The sequence below is a fragment of the Nonomuraea longispora genome (assembly GCF_004348345.1).
GTDB lineage: Bacteria > Actinomycetota > Actinomycetes > Streptosporangiales > Streptosporangiaceae > Nonomuraea > Nonomuraea longispora.
In genome coordinates this window covers 17,521-40,161 of sequence record NZ_SMJZ01000067.1, presented here as the reverse complement: position 1 = coordinate 40,161, position 22,641 = coordinate 17,521, and the positions used below count along the sequence as shown (strand labels likewise).

General features: G+C 70.3%; 21 protein-coding genes. 10 read left to right on the top strand and 11 right to left on the bottom strand.

What is annotated here, in order from left to right:
• Positions 1-357 precede the first annotated feature (357 nt).
• The gene (locus E1267_RS47930; RefSeq protein ID WP_132333935.1) at positions 358-1,500 is read left to right on the top strand and encodes a helix-turn-helix domain-containing protein; all 1,143 of its coding nucleotides are present in this window, start codon (positions 358-360) and stop codon (positions 1,498-1,500) included.
• Between the two features lie 327 nt (positions 1,501-1,827).
• Here the strand turns inward: E1267_RS47930 and E1267_RS19130 are convergent, their stop codons facing one another.
• Complete coding sequence (locus E1267_RS19130) at positions 1,828-2,133, bottom strand: nucleoside triphosphate pyrophosphohydrolase family protein (protein ID WP_132333934.1); 306 nt, start codon at positions 2,131-2,133, stop codon at positions 1,828-1,830.
• An 18-nt stretch (positions 2,134-2,151) separates the two neighbouring features.
• Entirely contained in the window at positions 2,152-3,516 is a 1,365-nt protein-coding gene (locus tag E1267_RS19125; RefSeq protein WP_165959681.1) for a sensor histidine kinase, read from the bottom strand.
• Between the two features lie 220 nt (positions 3,517-3,736).
• On the opposite strand from E1267_RS19125, the gene E1267_RS19120 reads away from it, so the two are divergent.
• Complete coding sequence (locus tag E1267_RS19120; RefSeq protein WP_132333932.1) at positions 3,737-4,717, top strand: NAD-dependent epimerase/dehydratase family protein; 981 nt, start codon at positions 3,737-3,739, stop codon at positions 4,715-4,717.
• 10 nt (positions 4,718-4,727) lie between these two features.
• Here the strand turns inward: E1267_RS19120 and E1267_RS19115 are convergent, their stop codons facing one another.
• Positions 4,728-6,128 carry an MFS transporter gene (locus E1267_RS19115; protein WP_132333931.1) on the bottom strand — a complete coding sequence of 467 codons (1,401 nt, stop codon included), beginning with the start codon at positions 6,126-6,128 and terminating at the stop codon, positions 4,728-4,730.
• A 94-nt stretch (positions 6,129-6,222) separates the two neighbouring features.
• Between E1267_RS19115 and E1267_RS19110 the strand changes: the two genes are divergently transcribed.
• Positions 6,223-7,662 (top strand): purine-cytosine permease family protein, encoded by a 1,440-nt coding sequence (locus tag E1267_RS19110; protein WP_132333930.1) that lies wholly within the window; start codon positions 6,223-6,225, stop codon positions 7,660-7,662.
• Between the two features lie 35 nt (positions 7,663-7,697).
• Positions 7,698-8,165, top strand: coding sequence for a hypothetical protein (locus E1267_RS19105; RefSeq protein ID WP_132333929.1), 468 nt, complete (start codon positions 7,698-7,700; stop codon positions 8,163-8,165).
• 31 nt (positions 8,166-8,196) lie between these two features.
• On the opposite strand, the gene E1267_RS19100 is transcribed toward E1267_RS19105, so the two are convergent.
• On the bottom strand, positions 8,197-9,996 hold the full coding sequence (locus tag E1267_RS19100; protein WP_132333928.1) for an alkyl/aryl-sulfatase: 1,800 nt from the start codon (positions 9,994-9,996) through the stop codon (positions 8,197-8,199).
• A 139-nt stretch (positions 9,997-10,135) separates the two neighbouring features.
• Between E1267_RS19100 and E1267_RS19095 the strand changes: the two genes are divergently transcribed.
• The gene (locus E1267_RS19095; RefSeq protein WP_181957818.1) at positions 10,136-10,762 is read left to right on the top strand and encodes an HAD family hydrolase; all 627 of its coding nucleotides are present in this window, start codon (positions 10,136-10,138) and stop codon (positions 10,760-10,762) included.
• A gap of 33 nt (positions 10,763-10,795) precedes the next feature.
• Positions 10,796-11,737: a ribose-phosphate diphosphokinase gene (locus E1267_RS19090; RefSeq protein WP_132333926.1), complete on the top strand. Its 942-nt coding sequence runs from the start codon at positions 10,796-10,798 to the stop codon at positions 11,735-11,737.
• Positions 11,738-11,765: 28 nt separating this feature from the next.
• On the opposite strand, the gene E1267_RS19085 is transcribed toward E1267_RS19090, so the two are convergent.
• Positions 11,766-12,581, bottom strand: a complete 816-nt coding sequence (locus E1267_RS19085; RefSeq protein WP_132333925.1) for an SDR family NAD(P)-dependent oxidoreductase — start codon at positions 12,579-12,581, stop codon at positions 11,766-11,768.
• 10 nt (positions 12,582-12,591) lie between these two features.
• Between E1267_RS19085 and E1267_RS19080 the strand changes: the two genes are divergently transcribed.
• Both E1267_RS19080 and E1267_RS19075 read left to right on the top strand, forming a co-directional pair.
• Entirely contained in the window at positions 12,592-13,320 is a 729-nt protein-coding gene (locus E1267_RS19080) for a nucleotidyltransferase domain-containing protein (RefSeq protein ID WP_132333924.1), read from the top strand.
• 72 nt (positions 13,321-13,392) lie between these two features.
• Positions 13,393-14,031: a maleylpyruvate isomerase N-terminal domain-containing protein gene (locus tag E1267_RS19075; RefSeq protein ID WP_132333923.1), complete on the top strand. Its 639-nt coding sequence runs from the start codon at positions 13,393-13,395 to the stop codon at positions 14,029-14,031.
• Positions 14,032-14,157: 126 nt separating this feature from the next.
• Here E1267_RS19075 and E1267_RS19070 read toward each other — a convergent pair whose 3' ends face one another.
• A complete protein-coding gene (locus E1267_RS19070) occupies positions 14,158-14,901 on the bottom strand; it encodes a GNAT family N-acetyltransferase (RefSeq protein ID WP_132333922.1) in 744 nt (247 codons plus the stop codon).
• Positions 14,902-15,070: 169 nt separating this feature from the next.
• Between E1267_RS19070 and E1267_RS19065 the strand changes: the two genes are divergently transcribed.
• Both E1267_RS19065 and E1267_RS19060 read left to right on the top strand, forming a co-directional pair.
• Positions 15,071-16,225, top strand: coding sequence for a sensor histidine kinase (locus tag E1267_RS19065; protein ID WP_132333921.1), 1,155 nt, complete (start codon positions 15,071-15,073; stop codon positions 16,223-16,225).
• Between the two features lie 22 nt (positions 16,226-16,247).
• Positions 16,248-16,895: a response regulator gene (locus E1267_RS19060; protein ID WP_132333920.1), complete on the top strand. Its 648-nt coding sequence runs from the start codon at positions 16,248-16,250 to the stop codon at positions 16,893-16,895.
• Between the two features lie 3 nt (positions 16,896-16,898).
• Here the strand turns inward: E1267_RS19060 and E1267_RS19055 are convergent, their stop codons facing one another.
• From E1267_RS19055 to E1267_RS19035, 5 genes are read right to left on the bottom strand one after another with little or no spacing between them, the layout of a single operon-like run.
• Positions 16,899-17,903, bottom strand: coding sequence for an ABC transporter ATP-binding protein (locus tag E1267_RS19055; RefSeq protein ID WP_132333919.1), 1,005 nt, complete (start codon positions 17,901-17,903; stop codon positions 16,899-16,901).
• Positions 17,900-18,874, bottom strand: coding sequence for an ABC transporter ATP-binding protein (locus E1267_RS19050; RefSeq protein WP_132333918.1), 975 nt, complete (start codon positions 18,872-18,874; stop codon positions 17,900-17,902). Before E1267_RS19050 ends, E1267_RS19055 begins: the two co-directional genes overlap by 4 nt.
• A complete protein-coding gene (locus E1267_RS19045; RefSeq protein WP_132333917.1) occupies positions 18,871-19,752 on the bottom strand; it encodes an ABC transporter permease in 882 nt (293 codons plus the stop codon). Before E1267_RS19045 ends, E1267_RS19050 begins: the two co-directional genes overlap by 4 nt.
• Positions 19,749-20,804 (bottom strand): ABC transporter permease, encoded by a 1,056-nt coding sequence (locus E1267_RS19040; protein WP_132333916.1) that lies wholly within the window; start codon positions 20,802-20,804, stop codon positions 19,749-19,751. The genes E1267_RS19045 and E1267_RS19040 overlap by 4 nt, the downstream gene beginning before the upstream one ends.
• Positions 20,801-22,615, bottom strand: a complete 1,815-nt coding sequence (locus tag E1267_RS19035; protein ID WP_132333915.1) for an ABC transporter substrate-binding protein — start codon at positions 22,613-22,615, stop codon at positions 20,801-20,803. The genes E1267_RS19040 and E1267_RS19035 overlap by 4 nt, the downstream gene beginning before the upstream one ends.
• Between the last annotated feature and the right edge of the window lie 26 nt (positions 22,616-22,641).

The window sequence follows — 22,641 nt, the reverse complement described above, 5'->3', positions numbered from 1 at the left end:
CCGCCGCCCACCGAGCGTCTCGGGCAGGTCGCGGTGCCACCCGCCCGCAATGAACAGGACGAACAGGCACAAACCTTCACCAGCCGAAACTGATCAGGAGGGACGGCCACCTCGTGAGTCATCGAGGCTTGGGCTCATTGTCAGGAGTCAGCAGCCGATCCGTCCCGTTTCCGCCTTCTATACTTACCGAGTTCATCGTGACCTCCACACAGGGGTGTTGCATCACGTTCATGTATGTGATGCAGCTCACTGCCGGGCGCCTATGTTCTCTCGGCTGTTTCCGGCGCACCAGCGCGGGTATTCCTCAAAGGAAGAGTTCACTATTGAGCCAATACCTCTCCGCTATACGCTCAGCTAGTGGAAGTCCGGACTCTCCCCGAAGCCCTGAGAACGCTCATGGAGCAGCGCGGCTGGACTCAGTCGGAGCTCGCCCATCAACTTGGGGTGTCTCAAGCCTGGATCTCAAAGGACTGTCGAGGCGTCGCCGACACGGGCTTGGCTAGAGCGCAGGAGCTGCTTGCGCGAGTTGGCTGGGAGGTGCGCTTTTCACCTTCAGTGGAGGAACCTGTGGAGCGCAGGGAATTCCTGGTAGCCGCCGCGTCCGTCGTGTTTGCGCCCTCGGCAGCCAGCTCGAATCCCTACCTTGACCCCGACTATGTGCGCGCACTCGCTGACAGCCTCGCGCGGGGCCGATACGAACTCGGCGGCCTCCCTCTGGCTGCTCGTGCTCTTACGCATATTCGGCAGGTGAGTGCACTCCAGGCCGTCTCTCTGAGTGATCAGGTGCAAACGGCGGCCTCTGACTTGATGTACCAGGCCAGCATCGCCCTGTACGACGCCGGCATGCTGGGCCAGTCGGAGCATGCGAGCTTGATTGCGCTCGACCTAGCTCACCACGGGCAACACTTCGCGGCGCAAGCTCGCGCCTATGACGCCTTGAGTCGCGTGTCCCTCTACCGGGGCGACGCTCCCCGAGCCGTCCAGCATGCCCAGCGCGGACTTCGTATTCCTGATCTACCGGCCAGCCGGGAATCGAGCCTTCACATGCGGCTAGGGCGGTCGCTAGCTGCCGTCAAAGGCCACGACGGGGAGGCGAGGAGTGCTCTCGAAAGGGCACTTGAAACACGCGGTTTGAGCCCGTTCGCGGAGGCCGCTCTCGGTGGAGACGTGGCTATCGGCCTAAGCCACCTCGGTCAGTATGACCAGGCTGATCGACTTCTTCGAGATGCTGCTCATGCCATGGGGCAATGGTCCCTCCTCTTTCAAGCTCAGTACCTGGGCCGTCAGGCTCAGACAGCTATTCGCGCAGGCAGGCCGACGCTTACCGCTGAGCACATGCAGGCCCTTGCCCGTGCACTGCCCTTCATCGGTTCGGCACGCGTGAATTCTCGGACGCGCGAGATACTCCAGCGGACGGAGGCATGGGAACGAATCCCCGAGATTCGTAGCGCCCGTGAGAACCTGCATGGGATGCTGCCTCCGGATTCCTCTTCAAGTTGACCAACAACCAATGGCAAAAACATTTTGGGAACCCCCACGGGCTTGTCACCACAATGCGTGCCTACGGCCCGCTGGACTCACCGTAGACCTGCATGGGCTCAGCGCCGCAGGACGCGGCGGGGGCTCCCGTCTAACGTCGCGGGCAGGAGCCCTGCTCACCGGGCTGAAGTTTCAGTCCGGGTCATTGAAGGCCATAGTGTTTCCAGGAAGACGCGATCTGACCCGCACGTGGCCGGCCACCGCAACGGCGCCCCGCCGGCCCGCCGACGGCCCGAGTTCTTCCCCGGCGAGACCCCGCCATCCCGTCGCCGCGGCGGTCCCGGGGTGTCAGTGGTCGTGGGTGAGCCACTTTTTGTCGATCTCCGTCTGCAGGTCCACCCCGTGGTGGCGGGCCATCAGCACCACGTGGCAGAGCACGTCGGCCAGTTCGGCGCGGAAGGCCGCGTCGAGTTGGTCGTCGGTGTGGCCCTTGGTCCTGGCGCGGCCGGTGCGCATCAGGAACGCCTGGGTGAGTTCGCCGACCTCCTCCTGCAGTTTGAGCAGGAACCAGATGTCGTCCCGTTCGATGCCCAGCTTCCCCGCGTACCGCTGGGATACGGATTCGACCTCGTCGGAGAGCCGGCGCAGATTCATGCCGCGAGTGTAGGGGGTTCAGGCGCCCTGGTAGGAAGGCAGGACGAGCACGAAGCGGGCGCCCGGCGAGTGGTCGGCGATGGTGAGCGTGCCACCGTGGGACAGGGCGATCTCCCTGGACAGGGGCAGTCCGAGGCCGCTGCCGCTCTGGTCCTTGGCCTTGGCGCTGTCCAGCCTGGTGAACCGTTCGAAGACCCGTTCCCTGTCCTCGGGCGCGATGCCCTCGCCGTCGTCGGTCACGGTCACCACCACCCACCGGTCATCCTCCACCGCCACCTCCAGGTCGATCCTGGTCTCGGCGTGCCGGGTGGCGTTGTCGAGGAGGTTTGTCAGGATGCGGTCGAGCTGCACGGGCGAGCCGTGGACGGGGGCGGACGCGCACAGGTCGGGGACGATGGCCACTCTGGCGTCCCCGCGGCGGCGTACCTGCTCGGCGGCCAGCCGGCACATGTCCACGACGCGGCGGGGCGCGACCGCGCCGGCGTCCAGCCTGGCCAGCATGAGGAGTTCGTCGATGATGCCGGTGAGCCGGTCGACGGCGGCCAGCGCCCGCGCTCCCGTGGCGCTCCAGTCGGTCTCCTCGGGGATGGCGTTGGCCACCTCCAGTTGGGTGCGCAGGGCCGCGATGGGGCTGCGCAACTCGTGCGAGGCGTCGGCGACGAAGCGCCGCTGGGTCTCGGCGGAGCGTTCGAGGCGGTCGAGGGTGTCGTTCGTGGTGGCGGCCAGGAGGGTGATCTCGTCTCCCGTGTCGGGGACGGGTACGCGCCTGCTGAGGTCCTGGCCGGTGATCTCGGCAAGCTTGGAACGGATGCGTTCGACCGGGCGCAGCGCGGACCCGACCACGAGCCAGGTGATGCCCATGACGCTCGCCAGGATCAGCGGGGCGATGACGAAGGTCTGGATCTCGAACCATCTGATGGCGCGGTCGACGTCCGTGAGCGACGACGCGCCATAGACGGCGACGAGGCCGTTCGGGGTCGGCACGGACATGGCCATGACCAGGAAGTGGGTCTCCCCGGCGTTGCGTTCGTGGGGCGCCCAGGCCTCCTTGACGTAGAGCTTGTCGGGTTCGGCGGGCCGGAACGCCTTGAGTTTCCAGTGCACGTCGCGGCCGGTGGTGGACGCGAGCACGTCGCCGCTGGGAGTGACCACCTCCAGGAAGTGCACGCGCGCGGGGGCTTGGAGCGCGGTGGAGAGCTCCCCTGCCCTGGCGTCGCTGGCGATCCTGCGTACGGACACCTCGACCCTGTCGCGGACGACGTCGCGCAGGTTGTCGGGCACGGTGACGAGCATGAAGGTGGACGTGGCGAAGACGACCAGCGCCGCTATGGCGGTCGCGATCGCGGTCAGGCGCGCCCGGATCGAGCGAGGGAAGATCCGCATCACCATCCCAGGTACTCATGTCACTATTGGTAACATTTACCCGCACAAGGCAATTGCACTATTAGATACTCTGATCTGCTGCTATGCCCTTCCTGGGCGCCTGACGAACGTAGATCTAATTACTCACGGTGCAGAAGCGTCCCAGGCTTCCGCTCACGGCGATTCCGCCGAGAGCGTGAGCCCCTGCCACCCATGGACTCCGGCGGTCAAGGTGGACACCATGAGACTTCTCGTACTGGGTGGCACGGAGTTCGTGGGTCGGGCGGTCGTCGAGGAGGCACAGTCCCTCGGGTGGGACGTCACGACGTTCAACCGGGGCAGCCACGACCCGGCGCCGGGCGTGACGGCGTTGCGCGGTGACCGGTCGGCCCCCGGCGGCCTCGCGGCGCTGGAGCGCGGCGAGTGGGACGTCGTGGTCGACACGTGGTCGTGGGCGCCGTCCGCGGTCAGGGACTCCGCCGCGCTGCTGGCCGGCCGTGCGGGCCGCTACGTCTACGTCTCCAGCAGGTCCGTCCACACGCTGCCGGTGCCCGCGGGCGCCGACGAGAGCGCGCCGCTGGTGGCGGGCTCGCCCGACGACGGGGACGGCGACTACGCGAAGAACAAGGCGGGCGCGGAGCTGGCGGCCGTCGCCGCGTTCGGCGACCGGGCGCTGCTGGCCAGGGCGGGGCTCATCCTGGGCCCCTACGAGAACGTCGGCAGGCTGCCGTGGTGGCTCACCAGGATCGCGCGTGGCGGGCCGGTGCTCGCTCCGGAACCCGTCGATCTCGGGCTCCAGTACATCGACGCCCGCGACCTCGCCCTGTGGTGCCTGCGCGCGGCCGAGCAGGGGCTGGGCGGCCCTTACAACCTGGTGAGCCCGCCCAACTTCACGACGATGCGGGAGCTCCTGGAGACGTGCGTGAAGGTGACCGGGTCCGACGCCGAGCTGCGCTGGACGTCGCAGGAGCGCATTCTCGCGGCCGGCATCGAGCCGTGGTCCGACCTGCCGATCTGGCTGCCGGGCGAGTTCTACGGCTTCATGCACGGAGCCGACGTGTCGAAGGCGATGGCGGCCGGGCTGCGGTTGCGCCCGGTCGAGGAGACCGTCGCCGACACGTGGGCCTGGCTGCGGAGCATCGGCGGTGTGGCGCCCATGCGGCCCGACCGTCCCACCGTCGGTCTCGATCCCGAGACGGAGGCGCGCGTCCTGGCCGGATGAGCCGCGAGGATCACGGGCGCGTGGCGTCCCGGCGGGTGCGTACGAGGTCATAGGCGGCGGCCACCAGGGCGATCATGACCGACATCAGCACGGCCATCAGGCCGTGCCGGAAGGCGGTCGCCCAGCCCTGGCCGAGCGCGCCGAAAAACGTGGAGCCCGCCACGGCGATCCCGATCGCCGAGCCCAGCCGCTGCCCCGTCTGCAGCACTCCGGCCGCGCTCCCCCCGCCCTCGGGCGGCACCTCCGACAACGTGATCGCCTGGTTGGGCGAGATGACCAGGCCGCTGCCCATGCCCGCCAGCAGCAGCGGCAGCACCGTCGCCAGGCCCACCCCGCGTCCGGGCACCAGCGCGGTCGCCAGCATCGTCGCGCACAGCCCGGCGATCACCATCGTCAGGCCGACCGCCACCACGCGCCGGCCGGCGCGCGACACGAGCCGCCCGCCCACCACCGAGGCCGACGCCGAGCCGAGCGCGAACGGCGTGATCGCGAGTCCCGCGAGCAGCGCGCTGTAGTGCAGCCCGACCTGAAGGTAGAGGGTGAAGATGAAGAAGATCCCCGTGAAGCCGGCGAAGTAGAACATCGCGATGGCCGTGCCCAGCCGGTACGAACGTCTGCCGAACAACGACAGGTCCACCAGCGGCTCGCGCGGATAGCGCCGTTCCCAGAGCACGAAGCCGGCCAGCACCACCAGCGCGGCGGGGACGAGCAGCCATTTCGTGTTTCCCTCCCACTGGTGCCGCTGGATGAACGGCAGCAGCAGCCCCACCACGCCCATGCCGAGCAGCAGCACGCCCACCGGGTCCATGCTCTCGCGCCGCCCGCTGCCGGGCTGCGCCGGCAGCGCCCGCCAGGCCAGCGGCAGCAGCACGATGCCGATCGGCACGTTCACCAGGAACACCCACCGCCACCCGTCGTCGGCCCCGGCCAGGCCGACGAGCAGGCCGCCGATCAGCGGCCCCGCGGCCGTGGACACGCCGATGGTGGCCCCGAGCGCCCCGAAGGCCCGCCCCCGCTCGGTCCCTCTGAACATCTGCTGGATCAGCCCCGACACCTGCGGGTTGAGCGTGCCGGCCGCCATGCCCTGCACGAACCTGGCCGCGATCAGCACGTTCATGTCCCAGGCCAGCCCGCATGCCGCGCTGGAGGCGGTGAAGAGCGCCACACCCCACATGAAGATCGTGCGGCGGCTCCTGGCGTCCCCCAGCCGCCCGGCGGGAACCAGCAGCAGCCCGAACGCGAGCGCGTACCCCGACACCGTCCACTGCAGCCCGTCCTCCGACGCGTGCAGCGCATCGCGGATCGACGGGACGGCCACGTTGACGATGCTCACGTCCAGGCCGCTCATGAACGCCGCGACCAGGCAGATGGCCAGCGCGTGCTTGCGCTTGTCACCCCCGAATGGCCTCATCACGGATGTCTCTCCGTGGATCGGCGGAGGAAACGTGCAGCCCGTACCAACGGTAAGGGTTCGTTTCCACGCAGAAGGCGAGTAGCGTCCGATCATGGACACGATGGCCGTGGAGCAGAACGGCATCAACGCGGTCCCCGAAGCCGAGCGGCACGGGCGGCCGAGAGACCTCTTCTGGCCGTGGGCGGGCTCGAACCTGTCGCTGTTCGGAGTCGCGTTCGGTGTCTACATCGTCGGACTGGGCCTCGGCGTGGTGCCCGCGATCATCACCGGGGCCATCGGCTACGCGCTGTCGTTCCTGCTGGTCGGCCTCGTCGCGATCGCCGGCGCGAGGTCGGGCGTGCCCACCATGACGCTGGGCCGGGCGCCGTTCGGCTACCAGGGCAACAAGCTGCCGGCGGCGCTGTCATACGTGTCGAACGTCGGCTGGGAGATCGTGCTCGTCACGCTGGCCGCGCAGAGCGGCGCGGCCATCCTGGGCCGGCTCGCGCCCGGCGTCCCGCCCACGACGGCCACCGCCGTGTGCTTCGCCGTGGCCGCCGTCGTGGTGATCGCGGTCGGCGTGTACGGCCACGCGATGATCATGGTGGTGCAGCGCTACCTGACGTACGCGTTCGTCGTGCTGACCGTCGTCTACATGATCCTCATGGCCCCGAGGCTCGGCGTGTCGCTGGAGACCACGGCCGGTCCCGGCGGCTGGGTGGGCGGGATCATCTTCGCCATGACCCTGCTGGGCCTGGGCTGGGTCAACTGCGGCGCCGACTACTCCCGTTACCTGCCGTCCGGCTCGCGCCCGCGCTCGGTGGCCCTGTGGACGATGCTCGGCGGCGCGCTGCCGCCCATGGTGCTGCTCGTGTTCGGCGTGCTGCTGGCGGGCGGCGACCCGTCGCTGGCCGAGGCCGCGGGCGGCGACCCGGTGGCGGCGCTGGCCGGGGCGCTGCCGACCTGGTTCCTGCTGGCGTACCTGCTGACCGCCATCGGCGGCTTCCTGGCCGGGGCCATCATGGACATCTACTCGTCGGGATTGTCGATGCTGGCGCTCGGCGTACCGATCAGGCGGCACTACGCGGTGCTGATCGACGGGCTGCTCATGGTGCTCGGCGGCTACTACCTGCTGTTCGTCTCCACCAGCTTCCTCGCCACCTTCCAGGCGTTCCTCGCGATCATCGGCGTGGTGATGGCGGCCTGGGCGGCGGTGTTCCTGGTCGACATGTGGCGGCTGCGGAAGGGCGGTCGGTCGTACGGCGGGCCCGCCGACGGCGCCGACCGCGAGCGGCTGCTGCGTCCCGGCGCTCCCGCGCTGCACTGGCCGGGCCTGGTGTCGCTGGTGGTGGCGTCGGTCGTGGGGCTCGGCCTCATCACCTCGGCCGACGAGAACATCGCCGCGATCGTCGGCTTCCTCATGAGCCGCGAGCTGGAGAGCGGCACGTTCGGGGCGGCCAACATCGGCGTGGTGGTCGCCCTCGTCGTGGCCGGCGCGCTGTACTACCTGCTGACGGCGTTCGCCCGGCGTGGCGACCGCGGGCCTGGCTGATCAGGGCGCTCACCCGGCGTTACGCTGAGTGAGTCATGCCGAACCTTCCGTTGCGGTTGCTGCAGTGGGCAACGCACGTCACGGCGTGCGGGCTGCTGCTCATGGCCGTGGTCACCGTGCTGCGCGACGGCCTCGTGGCCGTGGCCGCCGCAGGCGTGCTGCTCGGCCTCGTGTACGCCGCCGGCCCCGTGCTCGAACGCCGGCCCATCCCGGCGCTCGTGTGGCTGGGCCTGGTGACGGGCGGCTGGGCCGCGCTGGCCGTGGCGGCGCCGCCGTTCGTGTGGCCGGTGTTCGGGCTGCTGTTCGCCTACCTGCGGATGTTGCCGCTGTGGGCGGCCATGTTCGGGATGACGGTGCTGACGTCGGCGGCGACCGCGGCGGCCGTGTGGCACGCGGGCGAGCTGACGGTCCCGCTGGTCCTCGGGCCCGCGATCGCGGCCGTCCTGGTGACGTTGCTGGGGCTGGCCTGCGAGGCGCTGCACGCCGAGGCGGCCCGCACCTAGCCCCCGGCGCCCCCGGCGAGCGGCGCGCGGGTCAGGCCGTCACGATCGCGAAGTCCGGCATCGCCCGGTCCAGCACGGCGACCAGCCGCTGCAACACCGCCGTGTTGCCCTCGCGTTCGACCCCTTCGACGCCCTTGCCCGCCAGCAGTCCCACGAGCTGCTCCTTCGTCAGCCGCAGGGTCAGGTCGGCGGCGTCGTCACGCGGGTCCCGCTGCTGCACGAGCACCCCGTTGCACAACGTCGTACGGTGCCGCTCCCCCAGGTCGGTCAGGTGCCAGTCGATGGACAGCCGCTCGTGCCAGGCGCGCTGCCCGTCGACGCGGATGGCGACCGAATCGAAGATCTGCTCGACGCTCAGCGCGGCGAGCAGGTCCGGCGAGGTGACGTCCATGGTGGCGGGCACGATGCCGTCGGCCAGCTCCAGCGCGCCCATGAGGTAGAAGTTGCGCCAGGTGGCGTTCTCGGCCCCGTGGCCCAGCCTGGTGTAGACCTCGGCGAGCAGGTCGCGGGCCTCCTTGTTGCCCTCGTCGGCGAAGACCGCGTGGTTGAGCAGCTGGGCGGCGAAGCGCAAATCGTTCTCGCCGATGTAGCGCCGGGCGAACTCGACCACGCCGGCGGCTCCACCCAGACACTCGACGTAGCGGATGGCGCTCTCCCTGGGCGGGTGTTCCCACAGGTGGGCCGGGTTGCCGTCGAACCAGCCGAGGTAGCGCTGGTAGACGGCCCTGACGTTGTGGGAGAGCGAGCCGTGGTAGCCGTGGGTGTGCCAGGCCCGCTCCAGCTGAGGCGGCATCTGCATGGCCTCGGCGATCTCGGGCCCCGTCAGGCCTTTGTTGATCAGGCGCAGGGTCTGGTCGTGCAGGTAGGCGTACATGTCGCGCTGCTGCTCGATGAAGCGTACGACGGTCTCCCCGCCCCAGGTGGGCCAGTGGTGCGAGGCGAAGGCGACGTCGGCCCGGCCGGCGAACAGGGAGACGGCCTCGGTCAGGTAACGCGCCCACGCGCGGGCGTCGCGTACGGCAGCGCCGCGCAGGGACAGCAGGTTGTGCTGGTTGCGAGTGGCGTTCTCGGCCAGGCAGAGGGCGCGGCGGTCGGGCAGGAACACGTTCATCTCGGCCGGGGCGGCGGCGTCCGGCGTGAGGTGGAAGATCATCCTGACGCCGTCGACCGTCTCCTCCTGGCCGGTGCGCGTGAGATCCAGCGTGGGCGGGATGAGCGACACGGTGCCCGTCGACGCGGTCATGCCGAGGCCGCAGCCGATCTGGCCCTCGGGCGAGCGGGGCAGCGCGCGGCCGTACAGGTAGACGGCCCGGCGGGTCATCGCGTGGCCGGCGTAGACCCGTTCGGACGCGGCGTGCTCCAGGAACCCGGCAGGGGCCAGGATCGGCACGCCGCCGTCGGTGACGCCGCGTGCGCCGCCGAAGTGGTCGACGTGCGTGCAGGTGTAGATGACGCCGGTGACCGGGCGATCGCCGCGGTGGGCGCGGTACAACTTCAGCGCGGCGGCGGCGCACTCGGTGGAGATCAGCGGGTCGATCACGACGACGCCCCGCTCGCCCTCGACCAGGGTCATGTTCGACAGGTCCAGGCCGCGAACCTGGTAGACGCCGGGGGTGACCTCGTACAGTCCCTGCCTGGCGCAGAGCCGGCTCTGTCTCCAGAGGCCGGGATGGGCCGTCTCCGGGCAGTCCTCCTGGAGGAAGTCGTAGGAGTCACCGTCCCAGACGACCCGGCCGTCCGCCGTTCTGACGACCGCCGGGCTGAGCTTCGCGATGAAGCCGCGGTCGGCGTCCGCGAAGTCGCCCTGGTCGTGAAGTGGAAGGTCTGCCATGCCGTGTGGAATGCCCGGGAATCAGTCGCGATAGCTCAACAGACTTTCCCTATTAGCATGAATCTCGGGCAATAAGGACATATGTCGGCCGATCCCTGCGGGTCGCCGTTCGCGTATTCTCGCGGTCGTGAGAGCTTGCGTGTTCGATCTCGATGGCGTGCTGGTGGACTCCGAGCCCGTGTGGGAGGAGGTGCGCCGGGCGTTCGTGGCCGAGCACGGCGGCACCTGGCAGCCCGACACGCAGTCCAGGCTCATGGGCATGAGCACCGCCGAGTGGTCCGCCTACCTGCACGAGCTCGGCGTGCGCATGCCGCCCGCCGAGATCGCCCGCGCCGTCGTCGAGCAGATGGCCGCCCGCTACCGCGACGGCGTGCCGCTGATGCCGGGGGCGGTGCAGGCGGTGCGCCGCCTGGCCGAACGCAACACACTGGGGCTGGCCAGCTCGTCGCCGCGCACGCTGATCGACGTGGTGCTGGACGCGGCCGACCTGAAGCAGTGCTTCGCCGCCACCGTCTCCACCGAGGAGGTGGCGCGGGGCAAGCCGGCGCCCGACGGCTACCTGGAGGCTGCCCGGCGGCTGGACCTCGACCCCCGCGGCTGCGTGGCGGTCGAGGACTCCAGCAACGGGCTGCGCTCCGCCCACGCCGCGGGCATGCACGTGATCGCCGTGCCCCACCCGCGTTACCCGCCGGCGCCTGACGCGCTCGCCCTGGCCTGGCGCGTCCTGCCCAACCTCGACGCGCTCACCCCCGAGCTGCTCTCGTGAACGCCGAGCCGGAGTCGCTAAGCTCTGGGAACCGTGCGTGATATCACGGTCTTCAGCGGCAGTGCCCACCCCGAGCTCGCGGAGGAGATCTGCGCCCACCTGGGCACCCCCCTCCACCCCGTCCAGGTCCACCGCTTCGCCAACGACGTGCTCGAAGTGCAGTTGCAGGCCAACTGCCGCGAACGTGACGTCTTCCTCATCCAGCCTCTCGTCCCGCCGACGCAGGAGAACCTCGTCGAGCTGCTGCTGATGCTCGACGCCGCCCGCGGCGCCTCCGCCGCGAGGACCACGGTCGTCCTGCCCCACTACGCCTACGCGCGCAGCGACAAGAAGGACGCTCCCCGCATCTCCATCGGCGGCCGGCTGGTCGCCGACCTCATGGTGGCCGCAGGAGCCAGCCGGGTGCTGGCGATGACGCTGCACTCGCCGCAGGTGCACGGCTTCTTCAGCGTCCCCGTGGACCACCTGCACGCGCTGCGCGAGCTGGCCGCCCACTTCCGCCAGTACGACCTGTCCAACACCGTCGTCGTCTCCCCCGACCTCGGCAACGCCAAGGAGGCCGCCGCCTTCGCCCGCCTGCTCGGCACCGGCGTCGCCATGGGCGCCAAGCAGCGTTACAGCGACGACCGCGTGGTCATCAGCTCCGTGATCGGCGAGGTGGCCGGCAAAGACGTGATCATCCTGGACGACGAGATCGCCAAGGGCTCCACGGTCATCGAACTCCTCGACCGGCTGCGCGAACAGGGCGTCAGGTCGGTCCGCGTGGCCTGCACGCACGGGTTGTTCTCGGGCGGGGCGCTGGAGCGGCTGGGCGCGCTGCCGGAGGTCGAGGAGATCGTCTGCACCAACACCGTGCCGCCGCCCAAGCCCTGCGACAAGCTCACCGTCCTGTCGATCGCACCCGCCCTGGCCGAGGCCATGCGCCGCATCCACGACGGCGAGTCGGTGAGCGCGCTCTTCGACACGAGCCCGTGAGTTCACCTGAGCACCGGGAAGTCACCGGTCAGAACATCCTGATCGTCTGAGCGGTGACCTTCCTGCCCTGGTGGGAGGCCAGGAAGGTGATGACCTCGGCGACGTCTTCCGGCTGCGCCACCTCGCGCAGCACGCCGCTCTCCGCGACCAGCTGCTCCACCTCCGCGTTGACCCAGCCGGTGTCGGTCACGGGCGGATAGACCATGTTGGCCGTGACGCCGTACGCGCCGAGCTCGTGCGCTGCCGACATGGTGTAGTTCTCCTGGGCCGCCTTCGCCGCGCCGTAGGAGACCTCCGTGGGGAAGCCCTCGGGGCCGCCGGAGGTGAGGCCGACGATGCGGCCCCAGCTCGCGCCGCGTTCGACGTGGCGCCGGGCGAACTCCGAGATCAGCAGTGCCGGTGCGCGCACGTCGACCGCGAACTGCCGTTCGTGCGTCTCGGCGTCGACCGGCCGCAACGGGCGGCCGATGGCGTCACGGCCCGCAGGGGTGAAGGTGTCGCTCAGCCAGCCGCTGGCGTTGTTGACCAGGATCTCCACAGGGCCGAAGGTCTTCTCCACCTGGTCGAACAGGGCCTTCGGGGTCCGCGGGTCGGCCAGGTCGGCCTCGGCGGCCTCCGCGGTGCCGCCCGCCTCCCGGATGCGCCGCAACACCTCGCCGGCGTCGGAGCCGCGGGCCTGGTCGTAGGCGGGTGGGGTGGCCGGGTCGTTCAGCGGGGGGAGCCGTTTGTAGGTGAGGAAGACCGCGACGCCCTCGGCGGCCAGCGCGACCGCCGTGGCCGCGCCGATGCCGTGATTGGCGCCGGTGATCAGTGCGACCTTCCCTGCGAGGTGTGGATCGATCATAGTGACCATCATGCATGCAGCGACCGAACGCCTGCTGACGGATTTTCTCGACAGGATCGAACCGGCCGTCCCCCTGGTCGCGCTCTGGGCCCACGGCTCGCTCGGGGCCGGCGACTACCGGCCCGGCCGCAGCGACCTCGACCTGATCGCGGTGCTCGACTCGCCCGTGACGATGCAGCAGTGGCGCGACATCAAGGCCGTGCACCGCGCGCTCGAACCACCGCTCGCCGGCCTGCTGCACTGCTCGTACATGCCCCGCCAGGAGCTGGACGATCTGTCCGCCGAGCATGTGACGTGGGCGCACGAGCGCATCTTCCGCCGTCCCGTCACCGCCGTCACGCGGCGCGAGTTGCACACGGCGCCCCGGCGGTTGTACGGCCCGCCGCCCGGCGAGGTGCTGCCCCCGGTGTCGGACGCGGAGCTGGAGGCGTTCGTCCGGTCGGACCTACGGGACTTCTGGCTGGCCAAGACCAGGGCGCGACGGCGCTGGTTGCAGGAGGTCTGGGTGGACCTGGGTGTGCTGACGGTCGCCAGGGCCACGGTGACCCTGCGGGAGGGCCGCCTGATCAGCAAGCGGGAGGCTCTTGACGTGGCGGCCGGGCTGGGAGCGCCGGGCACCGTGGTGGCCGACATCCGTGCCCGCAGGTACGGCGACCCGCCTCCGGTGCTGAGCCGCTTCAGGAGGGCCCGGCTGGCGCGGGCGTTCGTCAGGTCGGCGATCAGGAAGGCCCTGGCCTGAGGACCGAACATATCCGGAAATGGTGAATGGATAGGGTTAGCGCGTACCACCTGGATTGGGGAAGGGCGGCAAATGGGGGAGATCAGGCGGTCCTATCTGGTGGCCGCGACGTCGGCGGTGTCGCTCCTACGTCACCCCGCCGTGAGCACGTCGTGGGACAAACCGAGCGCGCTGACCGAGTTCAGTGTCGCGGGACTGGCCGGGCACCTGGCTCACCAGCTCGTCAGGGTCGGCGACGTACTCCCGCCCGACGGCGAGGTTCAGGAGCCCCTCGACCTCATCGAGCACTACTCACGCTCGCCGTGGGTGCAGGCCGGCCTCGACCACGAGAGCAACGTGAGCGTCAGGCGCGGCGGCGAGGCGGCCGCCGCGGAAGGGCCCGCCGTCCTTGCGGACAAGGCGCAGGCGCTGCTCGACCACCAGAGCGCCGCGCTGCCCGCCGAGCCGGACGGCCGCGTGGTGCTGCTGCCCTGGGCCGGGTGGTGCCTGCGGCTGGACGACTTTCTGCTCACCCGGCTGGTGGAGCTGGTCGTCCACTCCGACGACCTGGCGGCCAGCGTCGGCGTGGACACCCCCCAGCTGCCGCCGGCCGTCAACGAACCCGTCGTGGAGCTGCTGGCCCGCCTGGCCGTCCACCGCCACGGAGCCACCGCGGTCATCCGCACCCTGAGCCGTGCCGAGCGCGCACCTGCGGCGATAAGCGCCTTCTGAGCCGGGCGCGCCCCTCGCGGCAGGATCCGTACAAGCCGGTCATCGTGCGGCGGCGGCGGGTGCTTCCGACGCCTTCACATCAGGTGTGGCTGGCCGCAGGCGCCCGTAGTGGCTTCGCCGGTGTGTTCACAACGAGTGCCGCACCCACACGTTCGGCTCCACGTACACGGCGTAGTTCTGCGCGAGGTCGCATATGACCGGGGACAGCGTGAGCGGCACCTCTACGGGACCGTTCACATCGAACGGCTGGCCTGTCCACGTTCGCCACTGTTCCAGGGATCCCGAGATGGTCTGGGACGCCGGCGCGACTTTCACGATGGTGCCGCCGGCGCGTACGTGCACGCGCAGCCACGGGTCGGCGGGCAGGCCGTCCTCACGGGTGCGGAACGCGTACTCGGACATCGACGTGTGGGGCTCCAGGTGCTTGCCATTGGGGCGTACGGGTGCCAGCAGCTCCGTGAAACCCTTGGACTTCGCGTTGTCGCGCAGCGCGTCGAGGAGCAATGCGGACAGCCCTTTGCCCTGATGCTCCGGATGGATGCTGATCTCCAGGGCGCTCACCGCGTCGGGGGTGATCTCCTTGCGCAGGTCCGAGTGCGCCCACATGAGGATCTGGTCCCAACCGGTGTCGGGCAGTTCGGGGCCACGACCGGGCAGGTTCAAGGCGAAGGGGACGCTGTGGCCGTGTCCGACAAGGACGTCGTCCTCGGTGGCGATGACGGCGTAGTCGCGGTGTGGCTGCACGACCGGACCGAACAGGGACCACGCGATCGGGTCGTGATCCATGAACTTCGGCCAACTGTCGGGCATCTCCCAGACAGTGCCGATGAACTCGGGTCGTTCGGCGAGCGTCGTGATGTGGATGGCCATGGGAGGGACAGTAGCGGCCACGAGAACGCGCCCCAACCGCTTTTGTCGCGCGGTGGGCCGCCTCGGTCGACCCGGCCTTATATATCCCCTGTATGCCCCGGCGGGGAAACAGCGGGAGTTACTACTTTCGTCGTCATTCATCCCGCTGACCACCTCATACGCTGTGGACATGCGGTTCGTCCTGCTCGGCTTCGGTGTGTTCGCGGTCTCGCTGCTCGTGGTGCACGGGCAGGTCGGGGTGCCGTCGAGCCTGCCGTTCCCGGTTCTGACCGCGATCGCCGCCGCCGCGGGCGTGGCCGCCTGGCACGTCAGGCGCTCATGGTGGCCGCTGGCCGTCGTGGGCGCCGTAGGGTACGCCTGGCTGGTGATGTGGCCGCCGCTGATGCTCGCCTCCTACTACGCGGGCCTCACGCTCAGCAGGAGCCGCGGCATCGCCGCCTACCTCGGTGGTTGCCTGGTGGTGTGCGGGATCTCCGCGCTGGTCGGCGAGTGGCAGGAAGGCGCCCACCGGCTCGCCACCGCGAGCCCGGCCAACGCGGTGGCCATGGCACTGGCCGTGATCGGGCTGCCGCTGGCGCTGGGCCTGTGGGTACGCGCCCGGCGCGAGGTGCTGGAGGCGGCCAGCGAGCGGGCCGAACGGCTGGAACGCGAGCAGGTCATGCGCGCCGAGCAGGCCAGGTCGCAGGAGCGGGCCAGGATCGCCAGGGAGATGCACGACGTGGTCGCGCACCGGGTCTCACTCATCGTCCTGCACGCGGGGGCGATGGAGCTGCGGGCGGCCGACGACGACACCGCCCGGTCGGCCGCCATGATCGCGGGGATCGGGCGGGAGGCGCTGGCCAACCTGCGCGACGTCCTCGGCGTGCTGCGCTCAGCCCCGCACGAGCTGCTGGGGGAGGACGCCGGCGGCGCGCGCCGGCCGCCGCCCACGCTGGACGACCTCGACCGGCTGCTCGACCAGACGCGCGCCCTGGGCATCGCGGTGACCAGGCACGACGAGGGCGAGGCGCGGCCGGTGGAGGCGAGCGTGGAGCGGACGGCGTACCGCGTGGTGCAGGAGGCGCTCACCAACGTGCACAAACACGCCGGGAACGCCGGCGCGGACGTGCGCATCCGCTTCGGGGCCGACGTGCTGCAGGTGGAGGTGCGCAACGAGGCACCCCCACCGCCGTACGAAACGCCACGGTCGCCGCGCGAGGAGCTGCCCGGCGCGGGCTGGGGTCTGATCGGGCTGCGGGAACGTGTCGAGCTGCTCGGCGGCACCCTGCGCACCAACGCCGAGGACGACGGCGGCTTCCTGGTGAGCGCCAGGATCCCCGCATGAAACGCGCCGCGTGGAGGTTCCGGTGATCCGCGTGCTGGTCGTGGACGACGAGGAGCTCGTCCGGTCGGGGTTGCGGCTGATCCTGGAGGCCGCCGGTGACATCGCGATCGCCGGCGAGGCGCGTGGCGGCGAGGAGGCCGTTGCGGCGGCGCGGCGGCTACGGCCCGAGGTCGTGCTGATGGACGTGCGCATGCCGGGCATGGACGGCCTGACCGCCGCCGCCCGGCTGCTGGCCCTGCCCGACCCGCCCAAGCTCGTCATGCTGACAACGTTCGACCTGGACGAGTACGTGCACGAGGCGCTGCGTCTGGGCGCGGTCGGGTTCCTGCTCAAGGACACCCCGCCGAGGGAGCTGGCCGCCGCCGTGCGGACGGTCGCGGACGGCCAGGCCATGCTGTCCCCGTCGGTGACCAAGCGCCTGCTGGCGTCGTACGTGGATCGTGCCCCTTCACGGGCCGAGGCCGCGCGCGGGCAGCTCGCCGGGCTCACCAGGCGGGAGGAGGACGTGATCAGGGCCGTGGCCCGCGGCCTGTCCAACGCCGAGATCGGCCGGGAGCTGCGCCTCACGGAGGCAACGGTGAAGGCGCACGTGAGCCGCGTGCTGGCCAAGCTGGGCCTGGCCAACCGCGTACAGGCCGCCATCCTGGTCCACGACGCCGACCTCGGCTAGCAGCTAGCCGGCGACGTCCGCGTAGTGGCAGGCGGCCTGCGCAACGGGCACGGCCGGCAGGATGTCGAGAAGCTCGGAGCGGCACTTGCCGTCGACCCCGACCTCGGCCGCCTTTCCGGAGGCGAGGATCTGACAGCGGGCGTGGAAGCGGCATCCGCCGGGGATCCGCGTCGGGTCGGGCGGCTCGCCGGTCAGCACCACCCGCTCCGGCGACTCCGGCAGCACCGACATCAGCGCCTGCGTGTACGGGTGGCGCGGCGCGGTCAGCACCTGCTCGACGGGACCCGACTCGACGATCCTGCCGAGGTACATGACCGCGACCCGGTCGGCGATGTTCCAGGCCAGCCCGAGGTCGTGGGTGACGACCAGCGCCGACAGGCCCAGCTCCTCCCTGAGCTTGAGCATCAGGGCGAGGATCTCGCCGCGTACGGAGGCGTCCAGCGAGGCGACCGGCTCGTCGGCGACCAGCACCTGCGGGTCGAGCGCGAGGGCGCCGGCGATGACGACGCGCTGCCGCTGGCCGCCGGACAGCTCGTGCGGGTAGCGCAGGAAGAACCGCTCGGGCGGCCGCAGCCCGGCTCTGGACAGCGCGGAGGCGACAGCGCTCTCCTCGTCGGCCAGGCCGTGGATGCGCGGGCCCTCCGCCACCGCCTCGTAGACGGTGTGCCGGGGGTTGAGCGAGCCCGTCGGGTCCTGGAGGACGAGCTGCACCTGCCTGCGGTAGGCCTTGAGCGCCTTGGAGCCGTAGTCGAGCGCGGCGCCGCCGTAGCGGACCTCGCCCGAGGTGGGCCGTTCGAGGCCGAGCAGGGTGCGGGCCAGCGTGGTCTTGCCGCAGCCCGACTCTCCGACGAGGGCCACGATCTCGCCCTCGCCGACCGACAGGTTGACGCCGTCGACCGCGCGGGCGCGGCGCCCGCGCGCGACGAACTCCACGTGCAGGTCGCGCGCCTCCAGCAGGCTCGCCCCCGCCGTCGAGACCTTCTCCTTCGTGGCCTGCGTCTCCGTCATGAGGCCTCCTCCTTCGCCCTGACGTGTACGCACGCGGCCGTACGGCGCTCGCCGGCGGACCACAGCTCCACGTCCAGGGTGGCGCACTCGTCGAGCGCGACCGGGCAGCGTGGGTGGAACGAGCAGCCGGTCGGGAGCCGCATCGGGTCCGGCGGGTCACCGCCGAGGCCCCTCGGCGCGAGCCGCGCGGCCGGGTCGCCCACCGTCGGGAACGCCGCCGCCAGCGCCTTGCTGTAGGGGTGCCTCGCGTCGTGGAAGACCTCGCCCGACGGGCCCTGCTCGACGATGCGGCCCGCGTACATGACGGCGAGCCGGTCGCACACGTCGGCGAGGACGGACAGGTCGTGCGAGATCATGATCAGCGAGATGCCGTGCTCGGCGACCAGGTCCTTGATCAAAGTCAGCACCTGGGCCTGCACCATGACGTCGAGCGCGGTGGTCGGCTCGTCGGCGATGATCAGGCGGGGCGAGCAGGCCAGGGCCATCGCGATCATCACCCGCTGCCGTTGCCCGCCGGACAGCTCGTGCGGGTAGCTGCGGGCCCGCCAGGCGGGCAGTCCGACCTGGTCGAGCAGCTCGGCCACGCGCTTGCGGGCCGCCTCGGGCCTGGCCAGGCCGTGGACCAGCAGCGGCTCGGCGATCTGGTCGCCGATCTTGCGCACCGGGTTGAGCCCGTGCTGCGCGCCCTGGAACACGATGGACGCCTCGGCCCACCGTACGGCCCGCATGCGGCCCCACTTCATGGTGAGCACGTCCTCGCCGTCGAGCAGGATCCGGCCGTCGACGCGCGCGTCCCGCGGCAGCAGCCGCAGCAGCGCCATGGCCAGCGTCGACTTGCCGGACCCCGACTCGCCGGCGACTCCGAGTGCCGCTCCGGAGTCGAGCGTCAGCGACACCCCGCGTACGGCCGGCACCTCGCCGGAGGCGATGCGGTAGGTCACCGAGACGTCGTCGAGTTCGAGCACACTCATGCGCCCCTCCTCAGCCGGGGGTTGAGCACGGCCTCCAGGGCCCGGCCGACCAGGGTGAACGCCATGACGACCGCGAGGATGGCCAGGCCGGGGATGAGGATGTACCACCAGGCGCCCTCGTTGGCCGCGCCGAAGTCGTACGAGCCGCGAAGCATGGTCCCCCACGAGGTCTTGTTGGCGGAGGCGCCGAGGAAGGCCAGCGTCGACTCGGTCACGATGGCGCTGGCCACCTCCAGCGTGGTGCTGGCCAGCAGCAGCGGCGCCACGTTGGGCAGCACGTGGCGGGTCGTGATGTGCCAGTGGCCGGCGCCGAGCGCCTTGGAGCGCTCGATGTACGGCCTGGACTCCACGGCCAGCGTCTGCGCCCTGATCAGCCGGGCGGTCGACGGCCAGGTGGTGATGCCGATGGCCATGATGATCGTGAACGTGCTGCCGCCCAGGATGGCCGCCAGCACCAGGGCGGTGACCAGCGAGGGCAGGACGAGGAACCAGTCGGTGACGCGCATGAGCACGGCGCCGAGCCAGCCGCGGAAGTGGCCGGCGGCGATGCCGACGACCATGCCGATCACGATGCTCAGCAGGGCGGCGAGGAAGCCGATGAGCAGCGACGTGCGCGAGCCCCACCAGACCATCAGCAGGATCGAGCGGCCGGATTCGTCGGTGCCGAACGGGAAGGCCAGGCTGGGCGCGTCGAAGTCGTCACCGGTGGTGTCGACGACGCTGGTCACGCTCTCGTCGATGAACAGCGGCGCGATCAGCGCGAGCACCACGGCGGCGACCAGCACGACCATGCCGGCGACGCCGGCCCGGTGGGTGCGGAAGTCGGCCCAGAAGCGGCTCAGCGCCTGCCGTCTGCGGGTGGCCGCGACAGTCGTCATGCCGACCTCACTCTCGGGTCGAGCATGTGGTAGACCACGTCGGCCAGCGTGTTCATGACGATCACCGCCACCGTGATCAGCAGGAACGTGCCCTGCATGAGCGTGAAGTCGGGCACGCTGATCGCCTCGTAGAACAGCTGGCCGAGCCCCGGCCAGGTGTAGATCGTCTCGACGGTGACGGCGCCGCCGACCACGAAGCCGACGCGCATGAACACCAGCGTCACCGTGGGCAGCAGGGCATTGGGCACCGCATGGCGGCGGCGTACGTCGTCGTCGCGCAGCCCTTTGGCCCTGGCCACGGTCACGTAGTCCTGGCTGACCTCCTCCAGCAGCGACGAACGCATGACCAGGAGGTATTGGGCGTAGACCACGGCGACCAGCGTCAGGCACGGGAGCACCATGTGGGAGGCCACGTCCAGCACGTACGCGAACCCGTCGGGCGCGTCGACGCTCTCGATGCCGCGGAACGGGAAGATGCCGGGGATCGGCCCGATGCCCACCCCGAACACCATCATGAGCAGCAGCCCGAGCCAGAACGTCGGCACCGACCACAGCAGCAGCGACGTGCCGGTGGAGAAGCGGTCGAACGTGCTGCCGCTGCGCCAGCCGGCCCGCGTGCCCTGCCAGATGCCGAGGCTGACCGCGATGACCAGGCCCGTTCCCGCGAGCAGCAGGGTGGGGCCGAGCCGCTCGCCGATCAGGTCGAGGACGGGGCGCTTGTACTCGTACGACATGCCGAGGTCGAGGCGGAGCGTGTCGCCGACGAACTGGAAGAACTGCTCGATCAGCGGCTTGTCCAGGCCGAGCCGACTGCGTTCGAGGTCGAGCTGGGCCGGGGTCATGTTGCGGCCCTGCGCCAGGCTGCGCACGGGGTCGCCGGGCAACATCCGGAACAGGAAGAACGTGCCGACGATCACCATGGCGATGCTGAACAGCGCCCCACCGGCCTTGGACAGCGCGTAGCGCACCGTGCCGCGGCGGGTGGAGCGCTCGTCACCAGGGCCCGCCGCCTGCGCGGCGGCGGGCTCTGCTGCTTCGAGCGGAGCTGTCATTCGCGCTCGTCTGCGACGCTCTTGCGCCGCCTGCTCAGGAGGAACGCGCCCACGCCGATGACGACCACGGCGCCGACGATACCGGCGATGACGCCGGTGTTGGAACCACCGTCGCCGCTCCCGCCACCCGCCCCGGGGGCCTTGACGTCGACGGTGTAGAACGGCCAGTAGCCGCTGCCGCCGTACAGCAGGCCCTTGTCCTCGGGGATGGGGGTGATGCTGGTGATGCGGTCCTTGCGGTAGCCCTCGAGGTCGTTCGTGTAGTAGAGCGCGATGACGGGGGCGTCGGTGTAGAGGCGCTCCTGCATCTGCTTGATGATCTCGGCCCGCTCGGGCCGGTCGAGCTCCTTCTGCTGGTCCCTGTAGAGCTTCTCGAAGGTCTCGTCACAGTAGAACGACTCGGTGCCGCCGCCCTCGCCGTCCTTGGTGGGCCGGCGCGAGCACAGGTGCGTGGCCAGCACCTCCTCGGGGTCGGGGTTGACCGACCAGCCGCTGATCGCGATGTCGAACAGGCCGGTGTAGCCCGTCTCCTCCGTGAACTTGCTGGAGTCGAGCTTCTTGGTGGTCAGCGTGATGCCGATCTCCTTGAAGAAGCCGGTCAGGTATTCGGCGAGCTTGTCCTCGAGCGGGGTGTCGGTGTGGATGCTGAAGCGGAACTCCAGCTTGCGGTCACCGTCGGGCATCGTACGGACGCCGTCGGGGCCCTTCTTGTAGCCGGCCTCGTCGAGGATCTGGTTGGCCCTGGCCGGGTCGTAGGTGACCTTGGTGTCGCCGGTGGCCTCCCAGAAGAAGTCCTGGTACATCGGCGGCACGATCGAGCCGTCCGAGGGCTTGGCCAGGCCGTCCCACACCTCGTCGACCAGCTTCTGCTTGTCGATCGCGTGGTGCAGCGCCTGGCGCACCTTGACGTCCTTCAGCGCGGGGTGGCCGTCGCCGAGGGGCTTGTCGTCGGTGGTGGTGGCGCCGTGGTTGATCTGCAGGTAGCTCGCCCGGCGGCCGTCGGTGTTCCACGCCTCGATGTTGGGGTCGTTCTGGATGGCCTTGAACTCGGGCGGGTCCAGCCGGCCGATCAGGTCGATCTCGCCCTTCTGCAGCGCGGCGATCGCGGCCTGCGGGTTGTCGTAGAAGATGACCTGCAGCTCGTCGATCTTGGCCTTGCCCCGCCAGTAGTTGGGGTTGGCCTGCAGCTTGACGTACTGGTCCTTCTTGTGCTCGACCGCGAAGTACGGGCCGCTGCTCACCGTGGGGTACGTCTCGGCGTCGTGGTTGGCCATGTCGGTGACCGACTCCCAGACGTGCTTGGGCACGATCGGGACCGGGTTCTCCAGCATGGATGCCTGCGGCTCCTTGAGCTTGATCGTCAGCTCCTGGCCGTTGGCCGTGACGCTCTCGAAGTTCTCCACGGCCGGGCCGTTGGCCGTCTTGGCCGCCTCGTCCGTCATGATCTTGTTGAACGTCCAGGCGGCGTCCTCGGCCGTGATCGGCTTGCCGTCGGACCACTTGGCCTCGCGGATCTGGAACGTCCACGTACGGCCGTCCTCCGACGCCTCCCACGACTCGGCCAGGTCGGCGCTCGGCTCGAGCGTCTTGGAGTCGGGGACCGTGAGGAAGCCGTACATCCAGCGGTGGATCGACGTGGAGACCAGGCGGACCGCCAGGAACGGGTTCATGGAGTCCATGGACTGCGTGGCGCCGACGCGTACGATCTTCTTCCCCGCCGTCGGTTCCTGAGCAAGGGCCGTCGTCGTCCCCTGACCTGCTACTAGTAGCGCGACGCCCAGCGCAGCCAGGCGTGCGAGCCATTTCCTCATATGTGCCTCACCTTCAGGCGGGGGGT